Below are 15,304 nucleotides of genomic sequence, written 5' to 3'. Positions count from 1 at the left end.
ATGGACCCCATGAACCCCCATCTCGCGCCGGTCTCCGTACCCGACCCGGCCCTGCTGCCACACGTACAGGAGCTGTGCGACCTGACCGACCCGTACGCCTTCGGACCCGCGCAGGACGAACTGTTCGCCGCGGCCATGGCGGAGACCAACGCCTGGCACACCGAGCGCTCCGCGTTCTTCCGCTCCCTGTACGAGGCCACTCCCCCGGCCGAGCCGTACCGTACGCCGCTCGTCCACGCGAACTTCTTCAAGCGGCACGAGGTGCTCTCCGTCCCCCGCGAGGACGTGGAGCTGCACCTGACCTCCTCCGGCACCACCGGCCAGAAGTCGCAGATGTTCTTCGACCGGTGGACCATCCGCTCCGCCCAGCGCATGGTCGCCCGGATCTTCGAGCGCAACGGCTGGATCACCCCCGGCCAGGAGGTCAACTACCTCCTCTACAGCTACGAGCCGGCCCCCTCGCTGAACCTCGGGACCGCCTTCACGGACAACTACCTGTGCGACTTCGCGCCCGCGCGCAGCGTCGCGTACGCGCTGCGCAACACCGGTGGCGAGCACGAGTTCGACCCGTTCGGCTGCATCGCCGCACTGCGCCGCTTCGAGCGGGAGGACGCCCCGGTCCGCATCCTCGGCTTCCCGGCCTTCCTCTTCTTCACCCTGGAGCGGATGCGGGCCATGGGGCTGCCTCCGCTGCGCCTGCCCGAGGGCTCCCTCGTCGTCCTCGGCGGCGGCTGGAAGGGGCACGCCGACCGGCGTATCGAGAAGGAGGAGCTGTACTCCCGCGTCACCGAGCAGCTCGGCATTCCGGGTGAGCGGATCCGGGACACCTTCGGGTCGGTCGAGCACTGCATCCCGTACATCGAGTGCGACCACCACCGGCTGCACGCCCCCGTCTGGTCGCGGGTGACGATCCGCTCCACCCGCACCCTCGAACCCCTGCCCTACGGGGAGCGGGGCTACCTGCACCTCGTGTCGCCGTACATCACCTCGGTGCCGGCGCAGAGCGTGGTCATGGGCGATCTCGCCTCCCTCCAGCCCGGCAGCGCGTGCGGGTGCGAGCTGGAGACCCCCTGGTTCACCGTCCACGGCCGTGCCGGGGTGAGCCGCAACCGCAGCTGCGCGGTGGCCGCAGCGGAACTGATGAAGGGAATGGCGTGACCGTGAGCGTGCACCACCACTACTGGCAGGGCGAGTTCATCGGCGACGAGGAGGCCGGCCGCCGGCTCGCCGGACTGCCGGCCGCCGTCGAGGCCGCGCTTTCGGAGAGCCTGGAGACCGAGACCGTCCTGGCCGCGTGCGAGGCCCTCGCCACCGCACTGTGCGACCCAGGCCATCCCGTACGGGCCCGGCTCGCCGCACACCTGCCCGAGGGGGAGGACCCGGCCGTCCTGGCCGAGCTGGGCGGTCTCCTCGGCCGGCGGGAGCTGACCCGCAAGCTGCGCCGGGAGCTCGGCGGCGCGACTCCCGGCCGGCTGAACCGGGCGGATCCGCGCGAGACGGTCTACGAGGCGTGGGCGCCCGTCGGCCTGGTCGCCCACGTCGCGCCGGGCAATGCCGCGACGGTGGCGCCGCTGAGCATCGTCGAGGGGCTGCTCGCCGGGAACGTCAACGTGCTCAAGACCAGCAGCGACGACACCCTCCTGACCCAGCAGCTGATGGCGGAGCTCGCGGCCCTGGACCCCAGCGGCGCGCTGGCCGCGCGGATCGTCGTCCTGCGTTTCCCCTCCTCCCGGCAGGAGTGGCTGCGCCTGATGTGCGCGCCCGCGGACGCCGTCGCCGTGTGGGGCGGGGAAGCGGCGGTCGAAGGGGTGGCGGCCCATGTGCCGGCCGGCTGCCGGCTGGTGGAGTGGGGGCACCGGATCTCCTTCGCGTACCTGACGGCCGACGCCTGGTCGGACGCCCGCACGCTCGACGCCCTGGCGGACGACGTCTGCCTGCACGAGCAGGAGGCGTGCTCCAGCCCGCAGGTGGTGTACCTCGACACCGAGGACGAGGAGGAGGTCTTCGGTTTCGCCGAGCGGTTCGCCTCGGTCCTCGCCGCCCGGCCGCCGGCCGTAGCGAGCGGTGCGGGCGCGGCTCATGGCGAGCCGGATCCGGCGGAGGCGGCCGAGCTGACCACCACCGAGCTGATGGCCCGGCTGGAGGAGCACCTGGGCCTGACCCGGGTGTTCGCCGCTCCCGACGGCTCGTGGCGGGTCATGGCCGACACCCGGTCGCCGCTGACCGCCTCGCCGCTGCACCGCAGCGTGTGGGTCAAGCCGCTGCCCCGCAAGCGGCTGATCGCCACCCTGCGGCCGATGCGCCGCTATCTGCAGACGGCGGGCCTCGCGGGCAGCCCGGCGGACATCGCCGAGCTCTCCCGCACCGCCCTTGCCGCGGGCGTCACCCGTGTCACGCCGGTCGGCGCCATGCTGGAGAGCTACGCGGGTGAGCCGCACGACGGGGTCTACGCCCTGCAGCGCTACAGCCGCCGCGTCGCGGTCCAGGCCGATCCGGCCGCCTTCGCGACCACCGCCTGTCTGGACGACCTGGTCCGGCCCGTGGTGCTGCCGCTTCCCGCGGGACCGCTGCTGGGCAAGGAGGACGTGCAGGAGCCGGCCCGCCGGCTGGCCCGGGCCGATGCCGAGCTGTACTTCCGCAGCGGCGGCAGCACCGGCGCACCGGCGCTGTCGGTCTTCAGCTACGACGACTACGACACGCAGATGCACGCCGCCGCCCGCGGCCTGCTGGCCGCCGGCTACGACCCGGCCTCGGACCGGACCGCCAACCTGTTCTACTGCGGCGCCATGTACGGCAGCTTCATCAGCTTCTTCTCCGTACTGGAACGGCTCGGCGGCGTGCAGCTGCCGCTGTCGGCGGGCCCCGACCACCGGGCCACGGCGCAGGCGCTGATCGACCACGGGGCCGACACCCTCTTCGGCATGCCCTCCTACCTGTGGCAGCTGCTGCACGCCGAGGAGGACGCGCTGCGCGCGTACGGAGGCCTGCGCAAGGTGTTCTACGGCGGCGAGCACTTCACCGAGGAGCAGCAGCGGACCCTGAAGGAGACCTTCGGCATCGAGGCCGTCCGCTCTATCACCTACGGCAGCACCGACCTGGGCCCGCTGGGCTACCAGTGCACCGAGAGCTCCGGCGGGGTCCACCACCTGCACGCCGACCTCCACACGATGGAGATCCTGGATCCGGACGGGGACCGCCCCGTGGTCCCGGGCGAGACGGGCCGGCTGGTCTTCACCACGCACGCCCGGCGCGGCCAGCACCTGGGCCGGTACGTGATAGGTGACCTCGGCCGGGAGGTCCCGGGCCGCTGCCCGTGCGGACGGCACGCGCCGCGCTTCGAGCTGCGGGGGCGCACCGGCGACGTGATGCGGGTGGCGACGTACTTCCTGAACCACCGCCGCTTCCTGGACCTGGCCGAGGAACAGGGCGGGCACCGGGGTGAGGTGCAGATCCGGCTCGACTCCGCAGGCGCGCGCGAGCGGATGACCGTACGGGTGGAGCGGGCCGCGGCGACGGATCCGGAGCGGCTGCGGGAGGTCTTCCTGGCCGGCTACCCGGAGCTGCGCTCGGCGGTGGCGGAGCGGCTGCTGGATCTCACGGTCGAGGCGGTGGACGGCGCGTCGCTGGACCGCAGTCCGACGAGCGGCAAGCTCCTCGCCGTGGTGGACGCGCGCGGCTGAGACGAGAGGGGGCGCGGGACGGCCGTCAGGCTGTCCCGCGCCCCCTTGTCCGTCGGGCCGTCAGGTCACGGCGCGCCGAAGGTGAGCGTCAGCTGCGGTGTCCCTTCGTTCGCCTGTGCCTCGGAGGACCACAGCCACAGGGCGTCCGTACCGGTGCTGGTGAGCGCCAGGCCGTAGCTGCCGCCGAGCGCCGCCGCGACGCTCGTGGTGGTCAGCCCGGTGGTGTGCACCGCCGAACCGTCCGGGATCCCGGCGAAGGTGCCGAGCGCCGGGCCACCGAGCGCGGGGCGGTTGTTGTACGTGGTCCCGCCCTCGGTCCACGAGCCGGTGACCGGGACGACCGAGACGGTGTCGGTGGTACCGGCGCCGCTCTGCGTGCTCGTCTTCACGCTGAGCGCGGCCGACTTCAGCACCGTGCCGGCGGGTGCGGCGGGCAGGTCGAAGCGGAGGTAGCTCGCGTAGAAGGAGGTGCCGCGGACCGCGAGCGATCCCGAGGTGCCGTAGTTGGTGGCGGGCGCCCCCGCGTTGGCGTAGGTGTCCTCCGCGGTGGTCACCTGGACCACCGAGTCGGCCGGGGCGGTGGCGAGGGCGTAGTGGTTCTGCACCTGAGCGGCGCTGAGCACCGTGGGGTAGACGGCGGTCTCGTCGAGCCGCCCCGCCCAGTACTCGCTCGTCGGACGGTCGGGCCAGCCGCCGAGGCTGTCGCCGCCGGCGTGCCAGTAGCCCGAGAAGTTCTCGTGGGTGGTGACGGCGAGGGTGCCCTTCTGGGCACCGTCCACGTAGAGGGTCATCCCGCCGGGACCCTGGGTGGCGACGACGTGGTGCCACTGGTTGTCGTTGTAGGAGCCCGTGGTGGTGATGGTGCGCGTGGCTCCGGTGTAGACCCCGTAGACCAGCCGGCCGTTGTTGGTCATGTAAATGTGCTTGTCGTACTGACTGCTGCCGCGGGTCTGGTTGTTCCCGAAGCCGACGAGCTTGCCGCCCCTGGTGGTGTCCGTCCTGAACCAGGTCTCGATGGTGTAGGTGCTGCCCACCGTCTGCCGCGTGTCCCCGTACACCTGGGTGTCCGTGCCGTTGAAGCCGATCGCCGTGCTCGCGCCGGACACCGCGCCGGGTGTCTGCCGCAGGGCCGGGGCGTTCAGGTGCGTGCCGCTCCGGTTGCCGCCGGCCGAGGAGTCGGCGGCGAAGGGCAGGGCCGATTCGTCGTAGCGCCAATACTGCTGGGCTCCGTCGGTGCGGACCTGGTTCGGGTAGCCCTCCACCGTGGTCGGGACGGTCACGCTCGCCGTCGCGGACAGGGCGCTGGTGTTGCCGGCCGCGTCGACGGCCGTCACCCGGTAGGTGTACGTCTGGCCCGCGGCCGCGGTGGTGTCGGTCCAGGAGGCCTGCGGCCGCTTGAAGAACAGCGAGTCGGCGGTGACCGTGGCGATGGGCGTGGCCGCGCCGTTCCGGTAGATCCGGTAGGTCAGCGCGCTGTCGTCGAGGTCGAGGCTGGTGCGCCAGCGCACCTGGACCTCACCGGGCCTGAAGCTGACCGCGCTCGCCACCGGCACGGTGGGTGCGCCGGTGTCCCCGGTGGAGGCGAAGCGCGTCAGGCTCTGCTGCGCCGCGCCGTTGACGGTGGTGAACTCCCCGCCGACCCACAGGTACTGGACTCCGCCCTTGGAGCCGACCGTCATCACGCGCGGACCGATGCCCTCGCCGATGCCGTCGTTGGTGTCGGGGGCCCAGCCGAGCTTGCCGGTGCCGCTGGTGGGCTGGGCGAGCAGGTGGTGGCGCTGGCCGTCGGGGAACTCGCCGACGCTGGAGCAGTCGTGGGCGTGCGAGGCGCTGTAGAGCACGTTCTGGTAGGGCAGCACGGCCTGGGTGGCGCCGAGGCAGGTGTCGCGCCAGCGCTGGCCGAAGTCACTGAGATTCAGGGCGATCCGGCCGTCGAAGACCCCGCCTCCCGTGCCCTCGTTGGCGGTGTAGAAGCCGGTGGCGTCGGTCGCGATGTCCTTGACCACGGAGTTGGTCTCGATGAATCCGGCGTACGACTTGGTGAGGGCGCCGCTCGTCGCGTCGACGACGGCCAGTGCGTGGGTGTTCGTACCGTTGACGGTGAAGAAGTCGCCCCCGAGGACCACGTTGTTGCCGTCCGGGGTGACCTCGACGGCGCGCCCGGGCTCGTCGGCGTCGGCGGTGAAGGGCTTGAGGGCGCCGTCGGCCGCGCCGACGGCGGCGAAACGCTCGCGCGGCTGGCCGGCGACGCTGAGGAAGTCGCCGCCCGCGTAGACGGTGTCGCCGGTGACGGCGAGGGCGCGGACGGTGGCCGCGAAGGCCGGGCGGAAGCCTTGTTTCACGGTGCAGCTCGCCACGTCGACGGCGGCGAGGCTGGAGACGGGGGTGCCGTTGACGGCGCCGAAGTAGCCGCCCGCGTACAGGGTCGCCTTGTCCGGCGAGAGGGCGAGCGCGCGGACCGTGGCGCTGCCCGAACCGACGGTGAAGGACAGTTCGCAGGAGGTCGGGGCGCCGGTCGCCGCGTCGAGCGCGACGAAGTTCACGGCCGACCGCTCGCTTCCGGAGCCTCCGTCGGGCGGGCGGACGGTGGAGAACGTGCCGCCGACGAAGACCTGGCCGGCCGCCTCGGCGAGGGCCCAGACGACGCCGTCGGGCTGCCAGGTGGCGAGCGGGTCCGCGGTGAACGCGACCGGCGGGGTGACCGCGGCCGCCTGCGGGGCGAGGCCGAGGCCCACCCCCAGCGCGGTGCCGGCCAGGGACAGGGCGAGCGCGGCCGCCGCCCCTCGGGATCTACGCATGAATCCCCCAGTTCGGTGTGCGGTACGGCCGTAGGGTGCGACCGAACAGGCCATGGCCGAAAACCACCGAACAGCAGTCCACGGCCGTGCCTAAGGGCGCACCCTAGAGCGATTCGCGGCTTGATTCATCCCACTTGGCGTATCCGGATGCGAAAGTGCTCCGGCCCGCACACCTGCCCCGCCGTCACGCGCGGGGCTTCGCCCGGACGTGCATGCGCTCGCCCTGCCGCCCGAAGAGGCTGAGGATCTCCACCGGCCGCCCGTCCGCGCTGGTGAACCAGTGGGGCAGCCGGGTGTCGAACTCGGCGGCCTCGCCGGGGCCGAGGACCAGGTCGTGCTCGGCGAGGACGAGGCGCAGCCGGCCCTCCAGCACGTACAGCCACTCGTAGCCCTCGTGCGTCCGCGGCTCCGGTTCGCCGCCCCGGTCTGGGATGAGCATCTTGTACGCCTGGAGGGGGCCCGGGCCCCGGGTCAGCGGCACGGCGGTGCCGCCGTTCGGAAGGGTGCGGGGGGTCAGCCGCACCCGCGGGTCCCCCACTTCGGGAGCGCCCACCAGGTCGTCCAGGGGTACCTGGTACGCGGCCGCGAGCGGCAGCAGCAGTTCCAGGCTGGGGCGGCGCTGCCCGGACTCCAGCCGGGACAGGGTGCTCTTCGAGATGCCGGTCGTCTCGGAGAGCGCGGCCAGGGTGAGACCCCGCCGGGCGCGCAGCCGTCTGAGCCGGGGGGCGACCTCGTCGAGGACCGCCTGGTGGGGGGATGGCTTGTCGTCCATACGGTCATTGCACCCGGCCGTCCCGGAAACGGCAACAAGGTTTGCCGTCCGCTGTCCGGCGCCCGCACCCTCCCGGCATGAGCCCACACACCGATTCCGCGACCGGCCCCCGGCAGCACCGCACCACCGGCGACGACGGCGGCCCGGCCGCCGGCGCGCACCGGCCTGCGGTCCGGTGGGCGCTCGCCGGTCTCTCCCTCTCCGTGCTGCTGTCCTCGCTCGGCACCGGCATCGCCCACGTCGGCCTGCCGACCCTGGCGCACGTGTTCTCCGCGTCGTTCCAGGAGGTCCAGTGGATCGTCCTGGCCTATCTCCTCGCGATCACCACCCTGGTCGTGGGGGTCGGACGCCTCGGCGACCTCGTCGGCCGCCGGCGGCTGCTCCTCGCGGGAATCTCCTTGTTCACCGCGGCCTCGGTGCTGTGCGCCGCCGCCCCCACGCTCTGGCTCCTGGTCGGAGCCCGGGCCGCGCAGGGCCTGGGAGCCGCCGTGATGATGGCCCTCACCATGGCGTTCGTGGGTGAGACGGTCCCGAAGGAGCGGACGGGCAGCGCCATGGGGCTGCTGGGCACCATGTCCGCGGTGGGTACCGCTCTCGGTCCTTCGCTGGGCGGGGCCCTGCTCGCCGGGTTCGGCTGGCGGGCGCTCTTCCTCGTCAACGTGCCGCTGGGCATCGCGGCGTTCCTGCTCTCGCGCCGCCATCTGCCCGCCGACCGGCGGGAAAGCGGAGCCGACCGGGCCCGCTTCGACCACCTGGGAACGCTGCTGCTCGCGCTGACCCTCGCCGCCTACGCGCTCGCGATGACCCTCGGCGGCGGCCGTTTCGGCCCGCTCAACACGGCGCTGCTGCTGGCCGCCGCCTGCGGGGTCGCCCTCTTCGTGCGCGCCGAGGCGAGGGCGGCTTCCCCCTTGGTGCAACGGGCGCTCTTCCGCGATCCGGTCATCGGTGCGGGCCTCGCCTCGAGCGCACTGGTGTCGACGGTGATGATGGCGACGCTGGTGGTCGGGCCGTTCTACCTCTCCCGGACGCTCGGACTCGACGAGGCCCCGGCCGGACTCGTCCTGTCGGTCGGTCCGCTGGTCGCCGCGGTGACCGGGATGCCCGCCGGGCGCCTCGCGGACCGGTTCGGCGCACAGCGCATGACCCTGCTCGGGCTCTCGGCCATGACGGCCGGGGCCCTCACCCTGTCCCTCACTCCTGCTTCGCTCGGTGTCCCCGGTTACGTCGCCCCGCTCGCGGTCGTGACCGCGGGCTACGCGGTGTTCCAGACGGCCAACAACACCGCCGTCATGGCGGACGCCGGCCCGGACCGGCGGGGCGTCGTCTCCGGCATGCTGGGCCTCTCGCGCAATCTCGGCCTCGTCACCGGTGCGTCCCTCATGGGCGCCGTGTTCGCGCACGCGTCGGCGACGGCCGACATCGCCTCGGCGCCCGCCGGGGCCGTGGCCACCGGGATGCGGTCCACCTTCCTGGTCGCGGCGGCCTTGATCCTCGTCGCGCTCGCCGCCGTCGCCGCGCCGGGCCGTTTCAGCCGGCGGCCGGACCCGGCAGCGGACGGCACAGCAGGGCGGCCGGGGAGGGGCGGGTGGCGGCGCGGGTGGTGAAGGCGATGCCCGCCGCGTACTCGGTGGGCAGGCACTGGCCCTTGTAGTTCCCGTAGGCGAAGTCGCCGCCGGGGCCGCCCGCCGGGCGGTTGTCGCCCCGGTCGAACCACACCGTCCGGCCGCCTGCGGGAAGTGCCGTACGGGCCGGGGCGCACAGGGCCGCCGAGACCCGCTCGCCGCGCAGGCTGTACCCGATCAGGAACTGGCCGGCCGGGCACTGGAACTTGGTGTACCCGGTGGCCCAGTCGCCTCCCGCCGGGACGTACCTCTCGTCGCCGACCACGGTGTGCCCGCCCGTCGGGGCGCGCAGGTCGGAGGTGGTGCACAGGCCGCGGCCCCCGGTGTGGGCGAGGCCGGTGAGGCCGGCGCCGTCGGGGCAGACCGCCTTGCGGGCCCCGCTGTCCCAGTCCCCCGCGGCCCGGGTGCGCAGCGAGGCGTTGTGGTCGCGGTGGTCCGTGGTCAGCTGGTACCAGGCGGCGGTGGCGGGGACCGGTCCGGTGCGGCCGGGGGTGGTGGTGAGCGGGGACCACCGGGCGGTGCGCCAGTCCGCCGCGTCCAGGACGCCGGAGCGGCGGCCTGCCGCGTCGTAGCGCAGCAGCGCCCAGGTGTCGCCGCCCTGGGTGCCCTGGGCGGTGGTGCTCCAGCCGACGAGGGGCCAGTACGCGAAGTCGGCGTCGGAGCGCGTCAGGTACCCGGTGAGCCGGTCGAACCAGGCGCGCGGGGCGGCGCCGCTCTCGTCGGCCCCGATACCGAACTCGCTGATCCACACGGGGGCGGTGAAGTGCGTGCCGGTCTCCGCGGACACGAAGAAGGCCTGGTCGTAGAGGGTCCGTTCGAGCTCCGCCGCGGTCATGTCCTGGTAGCGGGGGTCGTGGGTCTCGCCGATGCCGGTGGCGCCGCTGTGCCGGGGGCCGGTGTAGCCGTAGAAGTGGGCGGAGTAGACCAGCTTGTTCGAGGTGACCAGGGTGTGGGAGAGCGTGCGTACGGGGGTGAGGGTGGGACGGCCGTGCGGGAAGCCGTCCACGGGGAGGCCGAACCAGTTGATGCCCTCGACGACGATCAGCAGCTGGGGGTTGGCCTCGGTGAGGATGCGGTCGGCAGCCTCCTGGGCGGCCGCGTGCCAGTCGTGGTTGTCGCCGAGGCCCCAGTTGGGGTCGTCGAGGACGTCGCGGCGGACCTCGTTGTAGAGATCGGCGCCGACCACGCGCGGGTTGTCGCGGTAGCGGCGGGCGAGGAAGACCCAGTCGTCGGCCCACTGGGCGGTGGAGCGGCCGCTGTTCCAGCGTTCGTTGCCGTCGAGCCCGCAGCACCAGCGGGTGGTGACGGTGTGGTTGTTGAGGATGACGGCGAACCCGGCGTCGGCGAGGGCTGCGACCACGGCGTCGTAGACCTGGAGGGGTGTGCGGCCGCGCAGGGCCGGATTGGCGGCGACGGCGGAGTCCGGGACGGGGGCGGTGCCGCGCAGCATCTCGTTGGAGAAGGGCAGCCGGATGCTGTTGAGCCCCGCGGCCCGGAAGTCGGCGAGCAGGGCGGGCAGGGGTACCCGGTCCAGGCCGATCGGGATGCCGTGGGCGTTCTGCCCGCTGTGGTGCGTGGCGGGGTCGTCGCGGTCGCCCGAGCCGTTCCAGGATCCCTGGGCTCCGTCCCAGTTCCCCGAGCGCAGGCGGAAGCGGTTGCCCTGCGCGTCGACGATGTACCGGCCGCGGGTGGACAGCGGCGGGGTCCAGGACTCGGCGGTGCCCGTGGCGGCCGCGGACGGCGGGGCGGCGGCGTGAGCGGTCTGTGCGGACGGCGCCGACAGGGCGCCGGCCACCAGCAGGAGGGCGCACAGGACCGCGCGTAACAGGCTCTTCATCTCGCTCCTGCCGGAATTCGGCCGTCCCGGCGGGCGGCTGCCGCGGGCAGGTTACCGGCGGGTCGCTTCCGGGGGAAGGTGCCTGCGGGACGCTTTCCGGCGCGGTCGGCCCGTGGGTGACTCGTGGGTGACGCGTGGCCGCCCAGGACGGCGCGCCCGCCGGATCCGGCCGGTCGACGACCGGTCACGCACCGTCACCCTGGCGAAACGGCCCCGCGCGGGGCCGCGCCCCTCTACCGTGCCCTGAGGTGATGTGGCACGGCACCGGAGGGCGGGGCGGATGGACGACGACGAAGACATGCGGCTGGCGGGAATGACGCCGGAGATCTCCCGCCGCACCCTCACCCTCCTGCGCGGTCTGGCGGGCCTCGAACCGCCCGAGCAGGTGCCGGAGGAGGCCATGGTCGTCGCCGATGCGGTCCTGGCCGAGCACGGCACCGACGGGCTCCGGGTGCTGGTGATGACGCTGGCGGCCTGGGCGACGGCCCAGATCGAGAATGTCGCCGAGCTGAGCGGGCGCAGCCACGAGGCCGTCCTCGACGCGATGGAGCTGGCCTGCCTGGAGGCGAACGCCGAGGACACCCCCTGAACCATGGGGCGCGGAAGAGCTCAGGAGCCCCGTTCCCGGACCGGGTGCGGAAGAAACCGTGCCCGGTCCGGCCGCGATTCGGCGGGCTTCGGCGACACTGGGAGAGCAGGAGCGTCGTGGGGGGTCTGATCGGAGGCCGTCGTGAGCACACCTTCCCCCATCCGGATCGCCGCCGTCCTGTCCACCGAGCACCGTGGACGGCTGATGTCCCAGGCCCGTGAGGTCAATTTCCCGGAGAGCGCGCGCATCTTCGACGAGGGCACCCGGGCGGATTCCTTCTGGATCGTGCGTTCCGGCACCGTGACCCTGGAAATCCCCGTCGCCGGCCGCCGTGCCGCGCCCGTGGAGAGCCTCGGCCCCGGCGAGCTGGTGGGCTGGTCCTGGCTGTTCCCGCCGTACGTGTGGCAGCTCGGCGCAGAGGCGATGACGCCGGTACGGGCGTACGAGTTCGACGCCGCGACCGTCCGGATGCTGATGGACGCCGATCCCACGTTCGGCTCGGCGATCGGGCACTGGGTCGGGCGCGTGCTCGCGATGCGCCTCCAGCAGACCCGCACCCGCCTGCTGGAGCTGTACGCGCCCCGCCTCACCAGCACCGCCTGAGCAGCCCCGGGCCGTGTCCGCGGGGGCCTCGGTCCCGCACGCCCGCCGTCCCGGCCGCCCGGCGACGCAGGCACAGCGCGGCCGGGACGACCGCGGAAACCACCGCCACGGCCGCGCAGGCGGCGGTCGTCGTCCCGAGGGCGCCCCACGGGATCACCAGGGCGCTCCTGACGTCCAGGAGGCCGAGCGCCGCCCGGACCCCGGCCAGGTTCAGGGCGGCGACCAGGGTCCCGGTGACCGCGCCGACGAGGACCACCAGCAGGGACTCCCCCGCCACCAGCCGCAGGACCTGCCACCGGGTGGCTCCGGCCAGGCGCAGCACCGCGAGGTCGCGGGCCCGGTCGGAGGCGGCCATGACCAGGGTGCCGGCGAGCGCGATCCCCGTGTAGAGCAGGGCGATGCCGAGGACCAGCAGGAAGCCGGTCCGGGTGGTGCGCGCGGTCCCGGGGCGGTTCTCGGCCATCCACCGGTCCTTGGTGAGGACGCGGCCTCCGGCCTGCCGGGCCGCCTCGGCCAGCGCGGCTTCGACCGCCGCGCCGTCCGCACCCGGGGCGAGGCGTACGTCGATCCGGTCCACCGTCGCGCCGGGGGCGTTGGCGGGGGTGACGTAGGCCCCGTTGCCGCCGGTGCCGACGCTCATCACGGCGGCGATCCGCAGGGCCTTGCGGGTGCCGTCGCCGAGCCACACCTCGACGGTGGATCCGACGGTGTGCCGCTCCCATTCCGCGGTGACGATGACGGAGTCGTCGTCGAGGTCGGTGACCGATCCGGCGGTCAGGGGCAGTTGGGCGGTCCGGGCCAGGGCCCCGGGGTCCGCGGCGCGGGCGTCGGACCGGATGAGCGCCGTGCCCTCCTCCAGCACATGGACGGAGGTCGCCGCGGTGGCGGAGATCTCCGTTCCGGGTACGGCCCGGAACCGCTCGACCGTGGCCGGATCGAACCCGCCCGCGCCGGCCGTGACGATGTGGTCGGCGGTGGTCCGCTGCCGGATCTCGGCGGCCTTGGCCTCGTTCAGCGTGGCGGTGGTGCCCAGCAGCGATCCGGCGAGAGCCACGGTGACCAGGACGGGGGCGGCGACGGCCGCCGTACGGCGGATGCCGGCCGCCGCGTTCTCCCGGACCAGCATCCCGCCGGCACCCGGCAGCCGGGCGGGGAGCCAGGCGACCAGCTGGACCAGCGGCCGCACCAGCACCGGTGACAGCAGGGCGAAGGCCACGATGAACAGCATGGGGCGGCTGGTGTACGTCTTGCGGTGGAGCAGGTCCGACGGGTCGGTGAGCAGGGCGTGGGCGAGGGTGCCGAGGCCCGCCAGCAGCAGTCCCGCGCCGAGGATCCAGCGGCCCGGGGTCATGGTCCGCGTCTCGAAGGCGGCTTCGCGCAGTGCCTCGGAGGGGGCGACCCGGCCCGCCCGCCAGGACGCGGCGACAGCTCCCGCGAGGGCGACGAGCAGACCGGCCCAGAAGGCCGCGTGGTAGGGCCAGATGGCGTCGCCGACGGCGAACCAGCGGGGTGCGAAGCCCTCGTCCACCAGGTACGCGACGAACAGGGGCGCCCCGTACGCCCCGAGCAGGCAGCCGGCGGCGGAGGCCACCACGCCGAGCAGCAGTGCCTCGGCGATCACGGTGCGGCGGATCTGGCCCGGGGTGGCGCCGGCCGTGCGCAGCAGGGCGAACTCCTTGCGACGCTGGGCGACCGCGAAGGCGAAGGTGGAGGCGACGACGAAGACCGATACGAAGCCGGTGACGCCGCCCGCGGTGCCGAGTGCGGCGTTCACGGCGAGCAGGGCCTCGCTGTCGCGCTCGGGGTCGGGGTCGGCGAGGCGGCGGTCCGGGCCGGTCAGGACCCGTACGCCGGTGCCCCGTCCCGGGAGCGGGCGTACGGCGTCCCGTACGGCGTCCCGCACGGCGGTCGGGTCGGCGGCGACGACGAGCTGGTCGACGGCGGGCGCGATCAGGGCGGCGCGGGCGTCGGTCCAGAAGACGGCGTCCTCGAAGCCGCGGTCGGCGACGGTGCCGACCACGGTCACGGGGCCGCGGTCGGTGCCGATCCGGGTCCCGGGCCGGGCCCAGCCGGTGGTGACGACCTCGTCGTCGGAGCGCGGGGGGCGGCCCGCGTCCAGGGTGTACGGGGCGAAGGCGGCGACCGACCAGGGATGGCCGACCAGTTGCTCCGGCCCGCCCTCGGCACGGACGGGGAAGGACCGGTCCTCGGTGGTCGGGCCGAGGGCGGCCAGCCGCCGTGCGATTTCGGGGGTGACGGGCCGGGGGTGGGCGAGCCTGCCGGTGCGCTCCCCGCCCGGGACGGGGACGCGCAGCACGTCGTCGCCCTTGACGACGACGGGGGCCTGGGCGAACCGTTCCGGGAGGCGCTGCGGGGCGTCGAGCGTGGCGGCGAGTCCGAGGCCCATGGTGGCGATGAGGCCGACGCCGAGCGCCAGGGCCACGAAGCTTCCGGCGAAGGTGACCCAGCGGTCGCGCGCGGTGCGCAGGGCGATGGTCAGCACGGCGCTCCCTCCAGCGCGGTCATGCGGGCGGCGATGTCCTGGGCGTGCGCGCCCCGGAGTTCACCGCCGGGCCGGCCGTCGGCGAGGAAGACCACGCGGTCCGCGTAGGAGGCGGCCACGGGGTCGTGGGTGACCATGACGACGGTCTGGCGCTCGGTGTCGACCATGGCCCGGAGCAGGGTGAGCACCTCGCGGCCGGTCTGCGAGTCCAGGGCGCCGGTGGGTTCGTCGCCGAAGAGCACCTCGGGGCGGGTGATCAGGGCCCGGGCCAGGGCCACGCGCTGCTGCTGCCCACCGGACAGCTGCGCGGGCCGGTGGCGGGCGCGGTCGCCGAGGCCCACCCGGGCCAGGACCTCGCGGACCTCGGCCCTGGCGGGGCGGCGGCCGGCCAGCCGCAGTGGCAGGGCGACGTTCTGTTCGGCGGTCAGGGCGGGCAGCAGGTTGTAGGCCTGGAAGACGAAGCCGATGCGGTCACGGCGCAGCAGGGTCAGCCTGCTCTCGCCGAGCCCGCCGAGTTCGGTACCGCCCACCCGCACACTGCCGGAGGTCGGCCGGTCGAGTCCTGCCGCGCACTGCAGCAGGGTGGACTTGCCGGAGCCGGACGGGCCCATGACCGCGGTGAAGGTGCCCCGCGGGAAGTCGAGGGAGACCCGGTCGAGGGCGGTGACGGCCCGGTCGCCCGCTCCGAAGACCCGTGTGACGTCCTTGAGTTGGATCGCGTCGTTTTCCATGCCCCCAGCCAACCGTCGGGGGCGGCGCGGCACAGCGGGCCCAGGCCGTGTCCCCGGGGTGGGGCCGGCCCTACCCCGGGAGGGGGTCCAGACCCCGTCCGGGCAGATCACAGGCGTGGTGGGGCAGGTTTCGGGGAGGTGTCCCGGTCGGTGTTCGGCCGATTCGGCG

General features: G+C 74.0%; 10 protein-coding genes. 5 read left to right on the top strand and 5 right to left on the bottom strand.

Annotated elements, in window-relative coordinates:
• Window positions 1-9 precede the first annotated feature (9 nt).
• Window positions 10-1,158, top strand: coding sequence for an acyl-protein synthase (locus KO717_RS33410; protein ID WP_301374908.1), 1,149 nt, complete (start codon window positions 10-12; stop codon window positions 1,156-1,158).
• On the top strand, window positions 1,155-3,680 hold the full coding sequence (locus KO717_RS33405; protein ID WP_301373180.1) for an acyl-CoA reductase: 2,526 nt from the start codon (window positions 1,155-1,157) through the stop codon (window positions 3,678-3,680). The genes KO717_RS33410 and KO717_RS33405 overlap by 4 nt, the downstream gene beginning before the upstream one ends.
• Window positions 3,681-3,745: 65 nt before the next feature.
• Here KO717_RS33405 and KO717_RS33400 read toward each other — a convergent pair whose 3' ends face one another.
• Window positions 3,746-6,478, bottom strand: coding sequence for a DNRLRE domain-containing protein (locus tag KO717_RS33400; RefSeq protein WP_301373179.1), 2,733 nt, complete (start codon window positions 6,476-6,478; stop codon window positions 3,746-3,748).
• Window positions 6,479-6,662: 184 nt separating this feature from the next.
• Window positions 6,663-7,250, bottom strand: a complete 588-nt coding sequence (locus KO717_RS33395) for a helix-turn-helix domain-containing protein (protein WP_033213866.1) — start codon at window positions 7,248-7,250, stop codon at window positions 6,663-6,665.
• Between the two features lie 77 nt (window positions 7,251-7,327).
• Between KO717_RS33395 and KO717_RS33390 the strand changes: the two genes are divergently transcribed.
• Window positions 7,328-8,854, top strand: coding sequence for an MFS transporter (locus KO717_RS33390; RefSeq protein ID WP_301373178.1), 1,527 nt, complete (start codon window positions 7,328-7,330; stop codon window positions 8,852-8,854).
• Here the strand turns inward: KO717_RS33390 and KO717_RS33385 are convergent.
• The gene (locus KO717_RS33385; protein ID WP_301373177.1) at window positions 8,778-10,709 is read right to left on the bottom strand and encodes a glycoside hydrolase family 5 protein; all 1,932 of its coding nucleotides are present in this window, start codon (window positions 10,707-10,709) and stop codon (window positions 8,778-8,780) included. The genes KO717_RS33390 and KO717_RS33385 overlap by 77 nt on opposite strands.
• Before the next feature lie 280 nt (window positions 10,710-10,989).
• Between KO717_RS33385 and KO717_RS33380 the strand changes: the two genes are divergently transcribed.
• Window positions 10,990-11,298, top strand: a complete 309-nt coding sequence (locus tag KO717_RS33380) for a hypothetical protein (protein WP_189742644.1) — start codon at window positions 10,990-10,992, stop codon at window positions 11,296-11,298.
• Window positions 11,299-11,439: 141 nt separating this feature from the next.
• Window positions 11,440-11,901: a Crp/Fnr family transcriptional regulator gene (locus KO717_RS33375; protein ID WP_301373176.1), complete on the top strand. Its 462-nt coding sequence runs from the start codon at window positions 11,440-11,442 to the stop codon at window positions 11,899-11,901.
• On the opposite strand, the gene KO717_RS33370 is transcribed toward KO717_RS33375, so the two are convergent.
• Both KO717_RS33370 and KO717_RS33365 read right to left on the bottom strand, forming a co-directional pair.
• On the bottom strand, window positions 11,885-14,404 hold the full coding sequence (locus tag KO717_RS33370) for an ABC transporter permease (RefSeq protein ID WP_301373175.1): 2,520 nt from the start codon (window positions 14,402-14,404) through the stop codon (window positions 11,885-11,887). The genes KO717_RS33375 and KO717_RS33370 overlap by 17 nt on opposite strands.
• Window positions 14,398-15,135, bottom strand: coding sequence for an ABC transporter ATP-binding protein (locus KO717_RS33365; RefSeq protein WP_301373174.1), 738 nt, complete (start codon window positions 15,133-15,135; stop codon window positions 14,398-14,400). The genes KO717_RS33370 and KO717_RS33365 overlap by 7 nt, the downstream gene beginning before the upstream one ends.
• Window positions 15,136-15,304 lie beyond the last annotated feature (169 nt).

The organism is Streptomyces xanthophaeus (genome assembly GCF_030440515.1).
In the GTDB taxonomy this organism is placed as follows: Bacteria; Actinomycetota; Actinomycetes; order Streptomycetales; family Streptomycetaceae; genus Streptomyces; species Streptomyces kutzneri.
This window is presented reverse-complemented; position numbering and strand designations above follow the sequence as displayed.